The following is an 18,210-nucleotide window of genomic DNA, read 5'->3' as shown; positions in this document are numbered from 1 at the left end:
TGGAGATTCCGTTCAGGCAGCGCATGCTGCAATCTGGTTCGAGAACGTTGCGGATGGTCCGCAAGGAGCAGGTCATGAAAAGCACAACTACAACTGTCCTGGTCGCAGCGGGCGCGCTGCTGGTCGGTGGCATCGCCACCGCCGCCTTCATGAAGAGTGGCGACAAATCGCCCGATTCCATCAGCGCCACCACCCCCAATGGCGAGTCGCGCCTGGTCGACGGCAGTGCCACCGACGATGGCGCACGTGGTGACAGGCTCGACCCGTCTGCGCCGCGTGGGCTGGAATACGCCGACGTGCTGAAGGTCGACCCGATCACCGAGAAGCAGAAGGCCTACGCCACTGTGATCGGCACCGATCCCGTGCGCGAGACTTCCACCACCCAGACCCCGCACGAGGTGTGCCAGGACGTGACCGTGCAGGAACGCCTGCCGGAGCGTGATGGCAACGTCGGTGGCACCGTGGTCGGCGCCGTGGTCGGCGGCCTGCTCGGCAACCAGGTTGGCGGCGGCAACGGCAAGAAGGCCGCGACCGCCGCAGGCGCGGTGGCCGGTGGCTTCATCGGCAACCAGATCGACAAGCGCCACGTGGGTGGCCGCGTGGTCAACCGCACCGAGCGCCAGTGCCACACCGAGACCGCCACCTCCGAGTCGAGCCGTGTTACCGGCTACAACGTGACCTACCGCAACGAAGACGGCACCACCGGTACCATGCGCATGGCCAGCAAGCCGGGCAACCGCATCGCCATGGGCACCAATGACGTGGTGAAGGGCTACAACGTGACCTACCGCTACGACGGCGCCGAGAAGACCGTGCGCATGGACAACAAGCCGGCCAGCGATCGCCTGCCGGTGGTCGATGGCCAGCTGGTCACGCAGACCGCTGCTGCCGGCGCCACTGCGGCCACGCGCCAGTAATCCAGAATACGTGCTGTACCCGACGGGCCGGCGCATGCCGGCCCGTTTCGTTGCGAGCGCGGGCATTCATCCGTGTGGAGGCCGAATCCACCATCATGGTGGCCCCTTCGACATGGAGTCGGCATGAGCATCTTCGACCTGCGCCTGGAAACCGAGCGCCTGATCCTGCGCCCGCTGCGGCGCGAGGACTACGAACCCTATCTGGCGTTCTGCGCCGACGAGGAAACGATGCGCACCCTCGGTGGCGTGCAGCCGCCTTCGGTAGCCTGGCGCGGCTTCTGCAGCCTGGCTGGCGCCTGGCAGCTGTTCGGCTTCTCGATGTTCAGCGTGATCGAAAAATCCAGCGGGGACTGGATCGGGCGGATGGGCCCCTGGCAACCGCAGGACTGGCCGGGTACCGAGGTCGGCTGGGGCATCCGCCGCGCCAGCTGGGGCCGGGGCTATGCGCCGGAAGCGGCGGTCGCGGCGATCGACTGGGCCTTCGACACGCTGGGTTGGCACGAGGTGATCCATACCATCGCCGAGAACAACGACAACTCGCGGGCGGTCGCGCGCAAGCTCGGCAGCAGATTGCTGCGCATGGGCGAATTGCCGCCGCCTTACAACGACAAGCCGATGCAGATCTGGGGCCAGTCGCGCGAGCAGTGGCGGCAACGCGCGCGCTGAGCGTTGCCTGGTAGTGCCGGCCGCTGGCCGGCAACCATGTTGCGGCAGCATTCGTGCGATTGCCGGCCAGCGGCCGGCACTACCGGGGTGCCATGCTGCATCCGCGCTTGGCATTCCCTGGCGCACTTGCCAGACTGCACGCAGCCGGCCGCCGGCCGGATCCGATGGAGCAGGCAATGGTGGAAGAGCGCGTCCCGCTGACGGTGCATGGCATGTCGGTCTCGGGCAATTGCCACAAGGTCCGGCTGCTGCTTGAGCAGCTCGGGAGCCGTTACCGCTGGGTGGAAGTGGACAGTGCCCATGGCCAGACCCACACGCCCGAATTCCTTGCGCTCAACCCGAATGCCAAGGTGCCGCTGATCGTCCGCGACGACGGCCGCGTGCTGACCGAATCCAACGCGATCCTGTTCTGGCTGGCAGAAGGCACGCCCTACCTGCCCAGCGATGGCTGGGAGCGTGCGCAGGCGTTGAGCTGGATGTTCTTCGAGCAGTACACGCACGAGCCGTGCGTGGCGGTAGCGCGCTTCATCCGGGGCTGGACGGCGCCCGACTCGCCACGCCGTGCCGAACTGCCACGCCTGCACGAGCGTGCCGCCACCGCGCTGGCGGTGATGGAGCAGCACCTTCGCCAGGCGCAGTGGTTCACCGGCAGCAGCTACGGCATCGCCGATATCGCCCTGTTTGCCTACACCGACGTGGCAGGCGAGGGCGGCATCAGCCTGGAGCCATTCCCCGAGGTGCGCGCCTGGCTGCGGCGCGTGCGTGCGCAGCCGCGCTTCCTGCCGATGCCGGCGGTGACCGCCGAGGTGCGCTCGCGTTTCGAGGCGGCTTGATGCCCACAGGGTAGCGCCCGGTATTGCCGGGCGGAACGCAACAACGACACGGAGGGTGTTCGATGTTCGCTGTGGTTCCGGATCCGATTCCCGCACGCATGCGGGGGCTCAACCGCGCCGAGGTGTGCGACGTCAATTTCCTTGAGGCGGTGCGCGGGTGGCGCGGGACGCCGCGCCCGCGACCCGCGGCAGATGCTCCGATCCTGCCCGGCAGTACGCTCACCGCCGCCGCCTTCGATGAACTGTTCGACTCGCAGCTGGCCAGCCGCCAGCTGGACCTGATGGCGCGCGTGCTGCGCGTGCAGAACAAGGTCTTCTACACCATCGGGTCGTCCGGCCATGAAGGCAACGCGCTGCTGGCGCGGGCCTGCCGGCATACCGACCCCGCATTCCTGCACTATCGCTCCGGCGCCTTCATGGCCGAGCGTTCGCGCCAGGTGCCGGGCATCGACCCGTTGCGCGATGCTGCGCTTTCCTTCGCTGCCTGCGCCGATGATCCGGCCAGTGGTGGCCGCCACAAAGTGTGGGGCAGCAAGCCGCTGTGGGTGCTGCCGCAGACTTCGACCATCGCCTCGCACCTGCCGAAAGCGCTGGGCACCGCGCTGGCCATCGAGAGTGGCAAGCGGCTGGCGCAGGCGCTGCCGGTTCCCGCCGACAGTATCGTGCTCTGCTCGTTCGGCGACGCCTCGGCCAATCACGCTACCGCGCAGACGGCGTTCAACACCGCGATGTGGGCGGCCTACCAGAAACTGCCGGCGCCAATCCTGTTCGTCTGCGAGGACAACGGCCTGGGCATCTCGGTGAAGACCCCCGATGGCTGGATCGCCGAGCGCTTCAGCCACCAGCCGGGGCTGGACTATTTCTTCGCCGATGGGCTGGACCTGGCCACCGGGCACGCCCAGGTGCAGGCCGCGGTGGAACACTGCCGGCGAACGCGGCGACCGACTTTCCTGCATCTGCGCACCACGCGCCTGATGGGCCACGCCGGCACCGACTTCGAAGTGGAATGGCGGGCGTTGCCGGAGCTGTGCGCGGCCGAGGCGCAGGATCCGCTGCTGCGCTCGGCGCAGATCGCACTGGAGTCGGGCTGGATGGATGCGGCCGCGATCGAGACGGCCTACGAGACGATGCGTGCGCGCTGCATGGCCGCTGCCACCGAGGCTGAAGGCGGGGCGAAGCTGGGGTCGCTGCGGGAGGTGATGGCGCCGCTCGCACCGTACACGCCGGCAGCGGTGCAGGCCGAAGCGCAGCGCGAGGTCGCTGCCGAAGCGCGCGAGGCACTCTATGGTGGTATCGAGGCATTGCCCGAACGACAGGCGCCGCGGCATCTGGCGATCCAGATCAACCACGGCCTGCAGGAATTGCTGGCGAAGTATCCGCAGAGCCTGCTGTTCGGCGAGGACGTGGCCCAGAAGGGCGGTGTGTACACTGTCACAAAGGATCTGCTGCGCCGCTTCGGGCCACGCCGGGTGTTCAATACCCTGCTGGACGAAACCATGATCCTGGGCATGGCGCAGGGCCTGGCCAACATGGGCATGCTGCCGATTCCGGAAATCCAGTACCTGGCCTACCTGCACAATGCCATCGACCAGCTGCGTGGCGAGGCCTGTTCGCTGCAGTTCTTCTCCAACGACCAGTACCGCAACCCGATGCTGCTGCGGGTGGCCGGGCTGGGCTACCAGAAGGGCTTCGGCGGCCACTTCCACAACGACAACTCGATCACCGCCCTGCGCGACATCCCCGGGCTGGTGGTCGGCTGCCCGTCGCGCGGCGACGATGCGGTGATGATGTTGCGCACGCTGGCGGCGCTGGCCCGGGTGGATGGGCGCGTGGCCGTGTTCCTGGAGCCGATCGCGCTGTACATGAGCAAGGACCTGCATGAGCCGGGCGATGGCCAGTGGCTGTTCGACTATCCGGGCCAGGGCCGGGCACTGGTGCCGGGCGAAGGCCGTGTTTACGGGCCGGAGGCGGGCGATCTGGTGGTCTACACGTATGGCAACGGCGTGCCGATGGCGTTGCGCGCAGCGCGAGCCATCGGGCAGCAGCTGGGCTGGCAGGTGCGGGTGGTCGACCTGCGCTGGCTGGTGCCGCTGGATGCCGGCTTCATCGCCGCCCAGGCCGCCAGCGCACGGCGGGTGCTGGTGCTGGACGAGGGCCGGCACAGTGGCGGGGTGGGCGAGGGCGTGGTGACCGCACTGGTCGAGGCCGGTTTCGGCCATCTGCCACTGCGCCGGGTCTGCGGTGCCGATACCTACACCCCGTTGGCGGGGGCAGCAATGTTCGGGCTTCCAAGCGACAATGCGGTGATTGGCGCCGCCCTTGAACTGGCGCAGGAACCTTGATGCATGTGTGGATTGGCGGGAATGTTGTTGCCGGCGCCTGTGGCGTCGGCCGAGCTACTGCAGGCGCAGGTGCTGGCCATGGGCGAAGCGCTGCACCATCGCGGGCCGGATGATGGCGGCAACTGGGTCGATGCCGGTGCAGGCATCGCGCTGGCACACCGTCGCCTGAGCATTCTCGACCTGTCGCCGCTGGGCCACCAGCCGATGGCTTCGGCCGACGGCCGCTATGTGATGGCGTACAACGGCGAGGTCTACAACTTCGCTGCCCTGCGTGCAGAACTGGAGCCATTGGGGCATGTCTTCCGTGGTCACTCCGACACCGAGGTGCTGCTGGCAGCGATCCTGCAATGGGGCATGGAAGACACCCTGCAGCGCTGCAACGGCATGTTCGCCATCGCGCTGTGGGACCGCCAGCAGCAATGCCTGTGGCTGGCCCGCGACCGCGTTGGCAAGAAGCCGTTGTACTACGGCTGGGCCGGGGACACCCTGGTGTTCGGCTCCGAACTGAAGGCGCTGTGGCAGCACCCGGCCTTCGACAACGACATCGACCGTGACGCACTGACCCTGCTGCTGCGGCTGGACTACATTCCAGCCCCGCACAGCATCCACCAGCGCTGCTACAAGCTGATGCCGGGCCGCGTGCTGCGCCTGGATGCCGAAGCCGTGGCGGCGGGCGCTTCGGCGCATCGCCCGGAACAGGCGCAGCGCCCCTACTGGGATGCACGTGCACGCATGCAGGCGGCGCTGGCTGCGCCGTTCCAGGGCCGCATCGAGGAGGCCGAGGAGCAGCTGGACGGGCTGCTGCGCGACGCAGTGGCGCTGCGCATGGTGGCCGACGTGCCGGTGGGCGTGTTCCTGTCCGGGGGTACCGATTCGTCGCTGGTGGCGGCGCTGATGCAGGCGCAGAGCGGGCAGCCGGTGCACAGTTTCAGCATCGGATTTACCGATTCGAGCCACGACGAGGCGCCGCTGGCCAAGGAACTGGCCGCGCACCTGGGCTGTGACCACACCGAACTCTACGTGAGTGGCGCCGATGCACTGGCGGTGGTGCCGCAGTTGCCGGCGATGTTTGACGAACCCTTCGCCGATGCCTCGCAGGTACCGACCGCGCTGGTCGCCCGGCTGGCGCGGCAGGGCGTGACCGTGGCGCTTTCCGGCGATGGTGGCGATGAACTGTTCTTCGGCTACACCCGCTATGTGCGCGCGCTGCGCAACTGGCAGATGCTGGGGCGCGTGCCTGGGCCGCTGCGGCGCTGGATGGGCGCGCGCTCCCAGCAGCAGGGCGAGGCCTCGCGTACCGGCGGCCTGGCCGCGCTGTTGGCCGAGTCCGGCGCGCGTGGCATCGGTGACGTGTACCGCAACCGCATCTCGCGCTGGCGCGACCCGACAGCGGCAGTGCCGGGCGCGCAGGCTGCCGGCAGCTTCTATGATCTGGCCGATCCGTTGCACGGCGCCGGCACACCGGCCGACGCGATGATGCTGGCCGATTACCTGACCTACCTGCCGGATGATCTGCTGTGCAAGGTCGACCGGACCTCGATGGCGGTCAGCCTGGAAGCGCGCGCACCGTTGCTGGATTCACGCGTGGCCGAGTTCGCCTGGTCGCTGCCGCTGGGCTTCAAGCGCAGTGAGACCACCAGCAAGGTGCTGCTCAAGCGCGTGCTGGGCCGTTATGTGCCGCAGTCGATGGTGCACCGTCCCAAGCGCGGTTTCGGCGCACCGGTCAGTGACTGGCTGAAGGGCGACCTGCGGCCGTGGGCCGAAGACCTGTTGCAGGCGGCACGGCTGGAGCGGGAGGGCGTGCTGTCGGCGGCCGCCATACAGCCGCTGTGGCAGCAGTTCCTCGGCGGCCAGCGCAAGTGGCATACCCATCTGTGGAACGTGCTGATGTTCCAGGCGTGGCAGGCGCATTGGCGGCAGGTGCGCGCGGGCGTGACGGGCGGCTGATCTTCACCGGCCTGCAAGGGCCCGGCGACTAGGCTGGTGCTCCCGCACCGTGAGGAGTATGTCCCGATGTCCGTCTCCACCATCGCCGTGTTCGTTGGCAGCCTGCGCAAGGATTCCTGCAACCGCAAGCTGGCCCATGCGCTGGAGAAGCTCGCCGGTGATCGCGCGCGCTTCCAGTATGTGCAGATCGGCGATCTGCCGTTGTACGACCAGGATTTCGACGCCGATTATCCGCCGCAGGGCACCCGGCTGAAGGACCAGGTGCGCGCCGCCGACGCGGTGCTGTTCGTGACACCCGAGTACAACCGGTCGGTGCCCGGCGTGCTCAAGAACGCCATCGATATCGGATCGCGCCCGTATGGTGACAGTGCGTTTGCCGGCAAGCCGGCGGCGGTGATCGGCGCCTCCATCGGCCAGATCGGCACCGCCGTGGCCCAGCAGCATCTGCGCAACAGCCTGGCCTTCCTGGACATGCACGTGCTCGGCCAGCCAGAGGCATTCATTCATTTCAAGGACGGCCTGATCGATGCCGACGGCACGGTCCACAACGAGGGCACGCAGAAATTCCTGCAGGGCTATATGGACCGGTTCCTGGCGCTGATCGCGGTGCACGTCAAGGGCGATTGACGCCAGCGGTCGACACCCCCATCTGCGATAATGCGTGCTCGGGCGCCGCAACGGCGCCCGTCGCAGGCAGTGCGACGCTCCCACGCCAGTCTGGCCAGGTACCGGCGGATATCCCCCGTTTTCCCACGGTTTATCCACAGGCTTGTCCATCGCCGCCGGGGGCGGCACATGCCTACACTCGTCTCGCCCACTTTTGCAGGAAACATCGCAGCATGTCCGCTCGCCCCGGCTTCCGTTCCAACCGCAGAGAGCGCGGTGATGGCTTCGATCGCGAACGCGACGAGTCGCGCATCGACCAGCTGCGGGTACCGCCGCATTCGGTGGAAGCCGAGCAGGCGGTGCTGGGTGGCCTGATGCTGGCCCCGGAGGCCTACGACCGGGTCAATGACCAGCTGACCGAAAGCGACTTCTACCGCCGCGACCACCAGATGATCTATCGCGCAATCCGTGAGCTGTCCGAGCGCGAGCGGCCGTTCGATGCGGTGACCTTGGGCGAGTGGTTCGAATCGCAGGGCAAGATGGAACTGGTGGGTGATGGCGCCTACCTGGTCGAGCTGGCCAGTACCACGCCGTCAGCCGCCAACATCGTGGCCTATGCCGAGATCGTGCGTGACAAGGCGGTGCTGCGGCAGCTGATCCAGGTCGGCACGGATATCGTCAACGACGGCTTCCAGCCCGAAGGGCGTGACAGCAGCGAGCTGCTGGCCTCGGCAGAAAAGAGCGTGTTCGCCATCGCCGAACAGGGCGCACGCGGCCGTACCGATTTCGTGGCGATGCCCGGTGCACTGAAGGATGCCTTCGAAGAGCTGCGCAGTCGTTTCGAGAACGGCGGCAACATTACCGGCCTGCCGACCGGTTATACCGATTTCGACGCAATGACCTCCGGCCTGCAGCCGACCGACCTGATCATCCTTGCCGCGCGCCCGGCCATGGGCAAGACCACCTTCGCACTGAACATCGCCGAGTACGCAGCGATCAAATCGAAGAAAGGCGTGGCCGTGTTCTCGATGGAAATGTCGGCCGCGCAGTTGGCAATGCGCCTGATTTCCTCCAATGGCCGCATCAACGCGCAGCGCCTGCGTACCGGCCAGCTGGAAGACGAGGACTGGAGCCGTGTCACCAGCGCGATCAAGATGCTGAAGGAAACCAAGATCTTCATCGACGACACGCCCGGCGTGTCGCCTGAAGTGCTGCGTTCCAAGTGCCGCCGCCTCAAGCGCGAGCATGACCTGGGCCTGGTGGTGATCGACTACCTGCAGCTGATGAGCGTGCCGGGCAACAGCGAGAACCGCGCGACTGAAATCTCGGAAATCTCGCGTTCGCTGAAGGGCCTGGCCAAGGAACTGAACGTTCCAGTGATCGCGTTGTCGCAGCTCAACCGCTCGCTGGAAACGCGTACCGACAAGCGCCCGGTGATGGCCGACCTTCGCGAATCGGGCGCAATCGAGCAGGACGCGGACATGATCGTCTTCATCTACCGCGACGATTACTACAACAAGGAAAATTCGCCAGACAAGGGCTTGGCCGAGATCATCATCGGCAAGCACCGTGGTGGCCCGACCGGTTCGTGCAAGCTGAAGTTCTTTGGCGAATACACCCGATTCGACAACCTGGCCCACGATTCGGTCGGTTCGTTCGAGTAACCGTCGTGCCGGCCGTTGGCCGGCAACCGCCATCGGGCGCTGTAGAGCCCAAGGCAGCGGCAGGAGCCGCTGTCAGCGCCCCCGTGCAGCGCCGGTTCCATGCGGTCGCCACGAAGCGCAGCCGGGCATGGGCTCGGCGTTGCACCGGCGCTGGGTCGGTTTCATCGCCCCCAGCCCGGTTTCGTCGCAAACCGTTTGCGCGCGGCAAGGGCAGGGCGCCAACGTGTCGGCAGGCGGCAAGGTGCCGCCACAAGGAGACCGTGATGAAGACCCTGTTCGCGCTCGGTGTGTGGTGCGTGCTGTTCGTGCTGTGCTGGCCGCTGGCGGTCCTCGCCCTGATCGCGTGGCCGTTTGTCTGGTTGCTGAGCCTGCCGTTCCGCTTGGTCGGCATCACGTTCTCGGCGCTGTTTGCGTTCCTGCGCGCGCTGTTCATGCTGCCCGCGCGCCTGCTCGGCGGCGGCCCGGTGGCGGCATGAGGGCGGTGATGCTGGTCGCGCTGGCATTGCTTGCGGGGCCGGCACCGGCCACACCGGTGTCACCGTCGTCCGCATGGCTGGAACGACAGCAGGCCGCCGCTGCCGATGAGGCGGATGCTGCAGCGGCCAGGGCGGTCAAGCCCAGGGAGCGCTGCCGGGTGGTGAAGGAGTGGAAGGCGGGTGGAACCGTGGTCCAGCACCGCATCTGTGACGATCCGCCGAAGAAGCCGGCCGGAAAGGTGTAGCGCCGAGCCCAATGCTCGGCGGCCTGTGCAGGGCAGCCGAGCGTGGGCTCGGCACTACAGGGAAATGAGCAACAAAAAACCCCGCCGAAGCGGGGTTCCTTGCATCCGGCCATGCCGGCCAGCGGCCGGCACAACCCGCGAACGATCAGTTCGCCTTGTGGATGGCGCGCTTGCTGACCGCCATCGCCGCGTCGTGGATCACTTCCGACAGCGACGGGTGGGCGTGGCAGATGCGGGCCAGGTCGTCGGCCGAGCCGCTGAATTCCATGGTCAGCACGCCTTCGTGCACCAGCTCGGAGACGTTGGCGCCGACCAGGTGCATGCCGAGGATGCGATCGGTTTCGGCATGGGCCAGGATCTTCACGAAGCCCGCCGGCTCGATCATCGCCACGGCACGGCCGTTGGCGGCGAACGGGAAGCTGCCGGCCTTGTACGGAATGCCCTCGGCCTTCAGCTGGGCTTCGGTCTTGCCGACCCAGGCCAGTTCCGGCTCGGTGTAGATGACCCACGGAATGGTGTCGAAGTTGACGTGGCCCGGCAGGCCGGCGATCAGCTCAGCCACCGCGATGCCTTCCTCGAAGCCCTTGTGCGCCAGCATCGGGCCGCGCACGCAGTCGCCGACCGCCCACACGCCGTCGACGCCGGTGTGGCAGTGCGCATCGACTTCAATCTGGCCGCGCTCGTTGACCTTGACGCCGGTGCCTTCGGCCAGCAGGCCCTTGGTGGCGGCGCGACGGCCCACGGCCACCAGCAGCTTGTCCACGGTCAGGGTCTTTTCGCCTTCGGCGTCGGTGTAGGTGACGATGACTTCCTTCTTCTTGCCCTTGCCGGTGATCTCGGTCCTGGAAACCTTGGCATTGAGCTTGATGTCCAGGCCCTGCTTCTTGAACTCCTTGGCAGCGGTCTTGGCCACTTCGGCGTCAGCAGCGGCCAGGAACTCCGGCATGGCTTCCAGGATGGTCACTTCAGCGCCCAGGCGCTTCCACACGCTGCCCAGTTCCAGGCCGATCACGCCGGCGCCGATCACCGCCAGGCGGTTCGGCACTTCGGTGAAGTCCAGGCCGCCGACGTTGTCGACGATGGTCTCGCCGTCGAACTTGGCGAACGGCAGCTCGATCGAATCCGAACCGGCCGCGATGATGACGTTGGTGCCCTTCAGCTCGACTTCCGAACCGTCGTGCTGCTTCACCTTGACCACGTTGCCTGGCTGCAGCTGGCCGAAGCCGTAATAGGCGGCGACCTTGTTGGCCTTGAACAGCATGCCGATGCCGCCGGTGAACTGCTTGACGATCTTGTCCTTGCGGCCAATCATCGCCTCGACGTCGATCTTGGCATCCTTGAAGCTGATGCCGTGGTCGCCAAAGATGTGGCCCATGTTCCAGAACTGGCGCGAGGAATCCAGCAGCGCCTTGGACGGGATGCAGCCCACGCGCAGGCAGGTGCCGCCGAGGGCCGGCTTGCCGTCCTTGCCCAGCGCTGCGTCGATGCAGGCGGTCTTCAGGCCCAGCTGGGCCGCGCGGATGGCAGCGTGGTAACCGGCCGGGCCGGCACCGATGACGACGACGTCGAATTGTTCAGCCATTGAATTATTCCTTGATGCATTACCAGAACCCCTCCGCGCAGGCGCGGAGGGGCGGGAGGTTTCTTACAGGCCGAACAGCATGCGGCCCGGGTTTTCCAGCTGGTTCTTGATGTCCACCAGGAACTGCACCGAGTCCTTGCCGTCGATGATGCGGTGGTCGTAGGACAGCGCCAGGTACATCATCGGCGCGATCACGACCTGGCCGTTCTGGGCGATCGGGCGCTCCTTGATGGCGTGCATGCCCAGGATGGCGCTCTGCGGCGGATTGATGATCGGGGTCGACAGCAGCGAACCGAAGGTGCCGCCGTTGGTCACGGTGAAGGTGCCGCCCTGCAGTTCCTCCAGGCCCAGCTTGCCGTCACGTGCCTTCTTGGCGTAGTCGGCGATGGTCTTCTCGATGTCGGCGAACGACATGCGCTCGACGTTGCGCAGGACCGGCGTGACCAGGCCCTTTTCGGTCGAGACGGCGATCGAGATGTCCGAGTAGCCGTGGTAGATGATGTCGTCGCCGTCGATCGAGGCATTGACCAGCGGGAAGCGCTGCAGCGCGTTGGCGGCGGCCTTCACGAAGAAGCTCATGAAGCCCAGCTTGATGCCGTGGGCCTTGACGAACTCGTCCTGCAGTTCCTTGCGCGCGGCCGAAACCTTGGACAGGTCGACTTCGTTGAAGGTGGTCAGCATGGCGGTGGAGTTCTTCGACTCCATCAGGCGCTCGGCAATGCGCTTGCGGATGCGGGTCATCGGCACGCGCTCTTCCGGACGTGCGCCACCGGCCTTGCCGGCGCCGCCGTTGCGGGCGAAGTTGACGATGTCTTCCTTGGTCACCGCGCCACGACGGCCGGTGCCGTCGACGTCGGCCGGGTTCACGCCTTCGGTGATGGCGGTGAAGCGGGCGCCCGGCGGCAGCGCGTCGGCGGCCGACTTGGCAGCCGGGGCCGGCGCAGCGGCAGCGGCCGGAGCAGCGGCGGCCGGTGCGGCTTCAGCCTTCTTCTCTTCAGCGGCCGGGGCCGGAGCCGCAGCTACGGCGCCTTCTTCGATGATCGCCACGACCTGGCTGGAGGTCACGGTATCGCCTTCCTTGAACTTGATTTCCTTGAGCACGCCGTCAACCGGCGACGGCACTTCCAGGACGACCTTGTCGGTTTCCAGGTCAAGCAGGTTTTCGTCGCGCTTGACGGCGTCGCCCACCTTCTTGTGCCAGGTGGCGATGGTGCCGTCGGCGACGGATTCGGGCAGTACCGGGGCTTTGACTTCGGTGGCCATTGCGGGAGCTTCCTGGTTTGTCTTCTAAATAGGGGGGAGAGTTATTCAGCGACCTGGTCGTTGAACGGGTTGACCAGTGCGTCGGCGATCAGCTGCTGCTGCTCGCGGACATGGTCAGCCATGTGACCGGCAGCCGGCGAGGCCGAACGTGCGCGACCGGCGTAGTGCAGGTTCTGGCCATCGGCCAGGCAGAACTGCAGGTGGTGGCGGATCTGGTACCACGCACCCTGGTTCTGCGGTTCTTCCTGTGTCCACACCACGTCGGTGGCCTTGCCGTACTTCTTCAGTTCGGCAGCCAGCAGTGCACGTGGGAACGGATACAGCTGCTCCACGCGGATGATCGCCACGTCGTCCTGGCCACGCTTGGTCTGGTCCTCCAGCAGGTCGTAGTAGACCTTGCCCGAGCACAGCACCACGCGCTTGACCTTCTTGGCGTCGGCATTGGCGTCGCCGATCAGGTGCTGGAACTCGCCGTTGGCCAGCTCGTCGAGGGTCGACACCGCCAGCTTGTGGCGCAGCAGCGACTTCGGCGACATGACCACCAGCGGCTTGCGGGTGGTCATGTGCAGCTGGCGACGCAGCATGTGGAAGGCCTGGGCCGGAGTCGACGGCACGACCACCAGCATGTTCTCCAGCGCGCACAGCTGCAGGAAGCGCTCCAGGCGCGCCGAGCTGTGTTCGGGGCCTTGCCCTTCATAGCCGTGCGGCAGCAGCAGGGTCAGGCCGGAAATGCGGCCCCACTTGGCTTCACCGGCGGCGATGAACTGGTCGATCACCACTTGGGCGCCGTTGGCGAAGTCGCCGAACTGGCCTTCCCAGATGCACAGCGTGTTCGGATCGGTGGTGGAGAAGCCGTATTCGTAGGCCATCACCGCTTCTTCGCTCAGCAGCGAGTCGATGACGGTGGCCTTCTCCGGCGAATCCACCAGCTGCCGCAGCGGCATGTAGTAGTTGTCGGTCTTCTGGTCGTGCAGGATCGCGTGGCGGTGCGTGAACGTACCGCGGCCGACGTCCTGGCCGACCAGGCGCAGTGCATGGCCTTCGTCGAGCAGGGTGGCGTAGGCCAGGTTCTCGGCAAAGCCCCAGTCGCCCGGAATCTCGCCGGCGGCCATCTTGCGGCGGTCGTCGTAGACCTTGGCCACGCGCGAGTGCAGCTGCACTTCGTCCGGGATGGTGTTGATCAGCCTGGCCAGTTCGACCAGCTTGTTCTTCTCGACCTTGGTCGAGACCGGGTCGGACAGCTTGCCTTCCAGCAGCTTCGGCCAATCGACGAACAGCGGGCTGCTCGGCGGGGTCTTCTCGACCTTGGCCAGTTCGGTGGTCACTTCACCGGCGTCCAGCTTCTCGCGGTAGGCATCGACCATCGCCTTGCCGGCACCGGCGGCGATCACGCCTGCCTTCTCCAGCTGCTCGGCGTACATCTCGCGGGTGGTCGGGTGCTTGCGGATCACCTGGTACATCAGCGGCTGGGTGATTGCCGGTTCGTCGGCCTCGTTGTGGCCCCAACGGCGGTAGCACATCAGGTCGATGACCACGTCCTTGGCGAACTTCTGGCGGAACTCGAAGGCCAGCTGCGCGGCGAACACCACCGCTTCCGGATCATCGCCGTTCACGTGCAGTACCGGCGCGGCGATCATCTTCGCCACGTCGGTGGCATAGCGCGTGGAGCGCGTATCCAGCGGGTTGGAGGTGGTGAAGCCCACCTGGTTGTTGACCACGATGTGCACGGTGCCACCGACGGCGAAGCCGCGGGCCTGCGACATCTGGAACAGCTCCATGACCACGCCCTGGCCGGAGAAGGCCGCGTCGCCGTGGATCAGGATCGGCATCACCTGCTTGCGGGCGGTGTCCTTGCGGCGCTCCTGGCGCGAACGCACGGAACCGGCCACGACCGGGTCGGCGATTTCCAGGTGCGACGGGTTGAACGCCAGCGCCAGGTGCACCGGGCCGCCTTCAGTGGCGACGTCGGCGGAGAAGCCCATGTGGTACTTCACGTCGCCGGCCGAAGCGTGCTCGTCGTGCTCGAACTTGCCCTCGAACTCGTCGAACAGCTTGCGCGGGTTCTTGCCCAGGGTGTTGACCAGCACGTTCAGGCGGCCGCGGTGGGCCATGCCGATCACCACGTCCTTGACGCCATCCTTGCCGGCGCTGCGGATGATGGTGTCCATCATCGGGATCAGCGAGTCGCCGCCTTCCAGCGAGAAGCGCTTCTGGCCGACGTACTTGGTGTGCAGGTAGCGCTCCAGGCCTTCGGCCGCGGTCAGGCGCTCCAGGGTGCGGCGCTGGGTGTCAGCGTCCAGCTGGTAGTTGCCACCGGCCGCTTCCAGCTTCTTGTAGATCCACTGGCGCTGCTCGACCTCGGAGATGTGCATGAACTCCGCACCGATCGAGCCGGTGTAGGTCGCCTTCAGGCGTGCCAGCAGGTCGCGCAGCTTCATGCGCGGCTGGCCGCCGACGCCGCCGGTGCTGAACTCGCTGTTGAGGTCGGCATCGGACAGGCTGTGGAACGGCAGGCCCAGGTCCGGGGTGTTGACCGGTGCGGCCAGGCCCAGCGGGTCCAGGCGGGCGTCGAGGTGGCCGCGGGAGCGGTAGGCGGTGATCAGACGACCGACATTGCGCTCGCGCTCGTCGCCCGCACCGCTGCCGGTGCCAGCTTTCAGCGCATCCTTGGCCGCGTCCGCGATGTGGGAGATGACGGCCGAGTGCGGAATGTCACCTGCTTCACGGCCCTTGAAGCCATCGAAGTAGGTTTTCCATTTGGGATCGACACTATCCGGGGAGACCAGGTACTGCTCGTACAGGTCCTCGACATAGGAGGCGTTTCCGCCGGCGAGTTGCGAAGATTGCGCAAACTGCTTCAGTTGATTGTCCACGATGGAGGGTGTTGATTCGCTTTGTGGGGTATGGCTTCAGAAGGACCCGGCAGGAATGATGAATAGCCCTGCGCGGGCGCGTTCAAACAGCCAAATTGTACCCCCAACGGGCCACGAAGGGGCATTGCCGCAGGCAACCCGCGTCCCCGGGTGCCGGTTCCAGACAGGTTGGGTCGGCGGCGCCGGCTCAGATGCCGAGCGCGCGCAGTTCGCTGCAATCGCGCGAACGGTCCCAGACACGCAGCAATTGCTGCTCGAACGGCTGCGAACGTGCAGGCAGTGCGATGCCGGCCTCGCCGTCGAGGCGATGGCCGATCAGACGAAAGTAGAAGTCGCCCGCATCGTTGAGCAGGCAGGCCGAGGCCAACGCACGGTCGACCGGATCGCTGACCTCGCGGAACCGGACCACGCTGGGCAGGCGCTGGGCCAGCGCCAGCAGTGGGGCGCCGGCAGCGGCGATCGCAGCGGCATCGTGCACGATCACCCGCAGCTGCTTGTCGTGGCGGGCAGTGACGAAGCGGCGCAGCGCGGCCTGCACCGTAGGCGTGTCGAGCAGGCCCGGGTCGAGCTGGCGGCTGTGCAGCCACAGCTGGCGACGGGCGCGGTGAATGACGGCGGTAGTGGCCGCCACGGCCTCGGCGCGGCTGTCGATGGCGCTGGCCGCGCCCAGCCGCCGCCGCATCTGCTGGTGGCCGATGCCGGCCTCCTCGAACACCTCGCCCTTGGGCAGGAAGCCCTGGCGGGCATAGAAGTCGCGGGCGGGCAGCTGGGCGTGCAGGTGCAGTTCGGCCAGGCCGAGCCGGCGCCCGGCCTCCACCAGTGCCTCCAGCAGGGCCTCACCGACGCCCTGGCTGCGATGGTCGGCCAGCACCGCCATGCGACCGATGCGGCCATCGGGGGCCAGGCGGCCGGTGCCGACCGGCAGGCCTTCGGCGTCCAGCGCCAGCACATGGGCGCTGACCGGGTCCAGCGCGTCGCGTTCCAGTTCGGCGGCGATGCCCTGTTCCTGCACGAACACGCGTTGGCGCACGTCGTGGATGGCAACGTGGGCGTCGGCGTGGCTGACCTGCTGGACCCGGACCATGGCGGCAGGGCTCAGGCGCGACCGTCGTCGCTGTCGTCTTCGTCGTGATCCTCGAAGTTTACGATGACCTCGATGCCGTCGTCGTGCACGGTCACGGTGTGGACATCGTCGGACACCGCGTCGGCGTCGATCGCGTCGACACGGTCACGGCCTTCAACCACTTCGCCGAGCACCACGGCGTCTTCGCCGTCATCCTCATCTTCAGCGTCATACACCTCGTTCGGATCGATCAGCTGGAACACGCCACCGGCCAACAGCTGCTGGACCACCGCGCGGCCCTTGTCGGACAGCCCGCGATAGGCGGCGGCATCGAGCTGCTCGGCGCCGGCCAGGCGCTGCGCGTCCTTCACCGGCAGCGCGAAGTCCTGGCCGCTGACGTACAGGCTGGCGCCACGCTTGGCCCGGCGCCAGGCCAGGCGCGCCCAGGGGTGACGCTGCAGCAGCAGGCCCGAGGCCAGGGCCTGGACCACTTCCTCCGGTGCGGGAGCGGCCTGGTGAGCCATCACTTCGCCGGCGGCGCGGTAGGTGGTTATGAAACGGCCGAACCAGTCACCCAGCTTGTCCGGGTCGTTCATGCGGATGGCGTTGAGCGCGGTGATCACCCGCGCCATCGCCACCGTGTCGATCTCGTTCGGGTCGGCCGGCACCTTGAGGTCGGCATCCTGGTAGCGGATGTTCTCGTCGGCATCGGCGATCAGGGTGTCCAGATAGTCACTGATCAGCTCGGCCGAAGAGGGCGCGCGCATGCCGAAGGAGAAGGTCAGGCAGGGGTCTTCGGCGACGCCGTGGTGCGGCACGTTCGGCGGCAGGTAGAGCATGTCGCCCGGCGCCAGCACCCAGTCGTGGGTGGGCTTGAACACCTTCAGCAGCTTCAGCTCCACGTCCGGGCGGAAGCCCAGCGGCGGCTGCCTGCCCTTGATCGATTCGCTGGCATCGATCTGCCAGCGGCGATGGCCGTGGGCCTGCAGCAGGAACACGTCGTACTGGTCGACATGGGCGCCGACCGAGCCGCCGGTGGCGGCGAAGCTGATCATCACGTCATCCATGCGCCAGCGCGGCAGGAAGCTGAAGTGCTCGATCAGGGCGCGCACGTCCGGGTCCCACTTGTCCACGTCCTGCACCAGCAGGGTCCAATCGTGGTCGGGCAGGGCGGGGAACACGTCTTCCTGGAACGGGCCGGTACGCACGCGCCAGTCGTCCTGGGTCTTGTCGTGCTCGATCAGGCGCGCCAGCACGCCTTCCTCGCAGGCCAGCCCGGCCAGGTCTTCCGGCTGCACCGGGGTCTGGAAATTGGGGAAGGCGTTGCGGATCAGCAGCGGGCGCTTCTGCCAGAAGTCGCGCAGGAAGGTGGCCGGCGCGATGCCCAGCGGCTGGCCGGGGCGGGCGGTGACTTCGATCAGGGGGGCGGAGGACTTGCGGGCGGCCATGGGGGAATCCTTGCAGCGGAAAGCGGGAGGGGCGGCGTGGCGGGCCGCCAAGGGTTCCATTGTCCGCCGTTCGTCGGGATTGCGCACGTGCGGTGGTTTGTCGCGGGGTGTCCGGCCAACGGCGGAGCCCCTCGTGGCGACAGCTTGGTAGGGTCGACTGTTAGTCGACCGGCTTCATGGGCTTGGCCGGGCGGGTGGGCTGCGCGGAGGACGCTGCAAGTACGTCCCTGTAAGCTTGGCCGCCGCATCCATGCGGCGGCCAAGCTTACAGGGACGTACTTGCAG

General features: G+C 67.0%; 14 protein-coding genes. 9 read left to right on the top strand and 5 right to left on the bottom strand.

Annotated elements, in window-relative coordinates; genetic code table 11:
- Positions 1 to 74: 74 nt before the first annotated feature.
- The 9 genes from VG543_RS18125 (at position 75) to VG543_RS18085 (ending at position 9,696) form a co-directional block, all read left to right on the top strand.
- A complete protein-coding gene (locus VG543_RS18125; RefSeq protein ID WP_026347069.1) occupies positions 75 to 917 on the top strand; it encodes a glycine zipper 2TM domain-containing protein in 843 nt (280 codons plus the stop codon).
- Positions 918 to 1,040: 123 nt separating this feature from the next.
- A complete protein-coding gene (locus VG543_RS18120; protein ID WP_019660420.1) occupies positions 1,041 to 1,583 on the top strand; it encodes a GNAT family N-acetyltransferase in 543 nt (180 codons plus the stop codon).
- A gap of 176 nt (positions 1,584 to 1,759) precedes the next feature.
- Complete coding sequence (locus VG543_RS18115; protein ID WP_423178114.1) at positions 1,760 to 2,416, top strand: glutathione S-transferase family protein; 657 nt, start codon at positions 1,760 to 1,762, stop codon at positions 2,414 to 2,416.
- 62 nt (positions 2,417 to 2,478) lie between these two features.
- A complete protein-coding gene (locus tag VG543_RS18110; RefSeq protein ID WP_346473884.1) occupies positions 2,479 to 4,758 on the top strand; it encodes a thiamine pyrophosphate-dependent enzyme in 2,280 nt (759 codons plus the stop codon).
- 3 nt (positions 4,759 to 4,761) lie between these two features.
- The gene (gene asnB, locus VG543_RS18105) at positions 4,762 to 6,705 is read left to right on the top strand and encodes an asparagine synthase (glutamine-hydrolyzing) (RefSeq protein ID WP_171952823.1); all 1,944 of its coding nucleotides are present in this window, start codon (positions 4,762 to 4,764) and stop codon (positions 6,703 to 6,705) included.
- A 66-nt stretch (positions 6,706 to 6,771) separates the two neighbouring features.
- Entirely contained in the window at positions 6,772 to 7,332 is a 561-nt protein-coding gene (locus VG543_RS18100; RefSeq protein WP_423178113.1) for an NADPH-dependent FMN reductase, read from the top strand.
- Between the two features lie 212 nt (positions 7,333 to 7,544).
- Complete coding sequence (locus VG543_RS18095) at positions 7,545 to 8,975, top strand: replicative DNA helicase (RefSeq protein WP_019660415.1); 1,431 nt, start codon at positions 7,545 to 7,547, stop codon at positions 8,973 to 8,975.
- A gap of 263 nt (positions 8,976 to 9,238) precedes the next feature.
- Positions 9,239 to 9,451, top strand: coding sequence for a hypothetical protein (locus tag VG543_RS18090; RefSeq protein ID WP_021203037.1), 213 nt, complete (start codon positions 9,239 to 9,241; stop codon positions 9,449 to 9,451).
- Positions 9,448 to 9,696: a hypothetical protein gene (locus tag VG543_RS18085; protein WP_134735836.1), complete on the top strand. Its 249-nt coding sequence runs from the start codon at positions 9,448 to 9,450 to the stop codon at positions 9,694 to 9,696. The genes VG543_RS18090 and VG543_RS18085 overlap by 4 nt, the downstream gene beginning before the upstream one ends.
- Before the next feature lie 145 nt (positions 9,697 to 9,841).
- Here the strand turns inward: VG543_RS18085 and lpdA are convergent, their stop codons facing one another.
- From lpdA to VG543_RS18060, 5 genes are all read right to left on the bottom strand, one after another.
- Entirely contained in the window at positions 9,842 to 11,278 is a 1,437-nt protein-coding gene (gene lpdA / locus VG543_RS18080; protein WP_423178112.1) for a dihydrolipoyl dehydrogenase, read from the bottom strand.
- 63 nt (positions 11,279 to 11,341) lie between these two features.
- Entirely contained in the window at positions 11,342 to 12,541 is a 1,200-nt protein-coding gene (gene sucB / locus VG543_RS18075; RefSeq protein WP_019660411.1) for a dihydrolipoyllysine-residue succinyltransferase, read from the bottom strand.
- Between the two features lie 41 nt (positions 12,542 to 12,582).
- On the bottom strand, positions 12,583 to 15,414 hold the full coding sequence (locus VG543_RS18070) for a 2-oxoglutarate dehydrogenase E1 component (protein ID WP_019660410.1): 2,832 nt from the start codon (positions 15,412 to 15,414) through the stop codon (positions 12,583 to 12,585).
- Between the two features lie 187 nt (positions 15,415 to 15,601).
- The gene (locus tag VG543_RS18065) at positions 15,602 to 16,498 is read right to left on the bottom strand and encodes a GNAT family N-acetyltransferase (protein WP_423178111.1); all 897 of its coding nucleotides are present in this window, start codon (positions 16,496 to 16,498) and stop codon (positions 15,602 to 15,604) included.
- A gap of 11 nt (positions 16,499 to 16,509) precedes the next feature.
- A complete protein-coding gene (locus VG543_RS18060; protein WP_423178109.1) occupies positions 16,510 to 17,925 on the bottom strand; it encodes a JmjC domain-containing protein in 1,416 nt (471 codons plus the stop codon).
- Positions 17,926 to 18,210 lie beyond the last annotated feature (285 nt).

The organism is Stenotrophomonas sp. CASM101 (assembly GCF_049384845.1).
Classification (GTDB): Bacteria; Pseudomonadota; Gammaproteobacteria; order Xanthomonadales; family Xanthomonadaceae; genus Stenotrophomonas; species Stenotrophomonas hibiscicola.
Note: the sequence above shows the minus strand (reverse complement) of the source record. Positions and strands in the feature narration are given on the sequence as shown.

Bases quoted from the DNA above. Each gene is read 5' to 3' on its own strand.
- VG543_RS18125 (WP_026347069.1), top strand. From the start codon at position 75: ATGAAAAGCACAACTACAACTGTCCTGGTCGCAGCGGGCGCGCTGCTG.
- VG543_RS18120 (WP_019660420.1), top strand. From the start codon at position 1,041: ATGAGCATCTTCGACCTGCGCCTGGAAACCGAGCGCCTGATCCTGCGC.
- VG543_RS18115 (WP_423178114.1), top strand. From the start codon at position 1,760: ATGGTGGAAGAGCGCGTCCCGCTGACGGTGCATGGCATGTCGGTCTCG.
- VG543_RS18110 (WP_346473884.1), top strand. From the start codon at position 2,479: ATGTTCGCTGTGGTTCCGGATCCGATTCCCGCACGCATGCGGGGGCTC.
- asnB (WP_171952823.1), top strand. From the start codon at position 4,762: ATGTGTGGATTGGCGGGAATGTTGTTGCCGGCGCCTGTGGCGTCGGCC.
- VG543_RS18100 (WP_423178113.1), top strand. From the start codon at position 6,772: ATGTCCGTCTCCACCATCGCCGTGTTCGTTGGCAGCCTGCGCAAGGAT.
- VG543_RS18095 (WP_019660415.1), top strand. From the start codon at position 7,545: ATGTCCGCTCGCCCCGGCTTCCGTTCCAACCGCAGAGAGCGCGGTGAT.
- VG543_RS18090 (WP_021203037.1), top strand. From the start codon at position 9,239: ATGAAGACCCTGTTCGCGCTCGGTGTGTGGTGCGTGCTGTTCGTGCTG.
- VG543_RS18085 (WP_134735836.1), top strand. From the start codon at position 9,448: ATGAGGGCGGTGATGCTGGTCGCGCTGGCATTGCTTGCGGGGCCGGCA.
- lpdA (WP_423178112.1), bottom strand. From the start codon at position 11,278: ATGGCTGAACAATTCGACGTCGTCGTCATCGGTGCCGGCCCGGCCGGT.
- sucB (WP_019660411.1), bottom strand. From the start codon at position 12,541: ATGGCCACCGAAGTCAAAGCCCCGGTACTGCCCGAATCCGTCGCCGAC.
- VG543_RS18065 (WP_423178111.1), bottom strand. From the start codon at position 16,498: ATGGTCCGGGTCCAGCAGGTCAGCCACGCCGACGCCCACGTTGCCATC.
- VG543_RS18060 (WP_423178109.1), bottom strand. From the start codon at position 17,925: ATGGCCGCCCGCAAGTCCTCCGCCCCCCTGATCGAAGTCACCGCCCGC.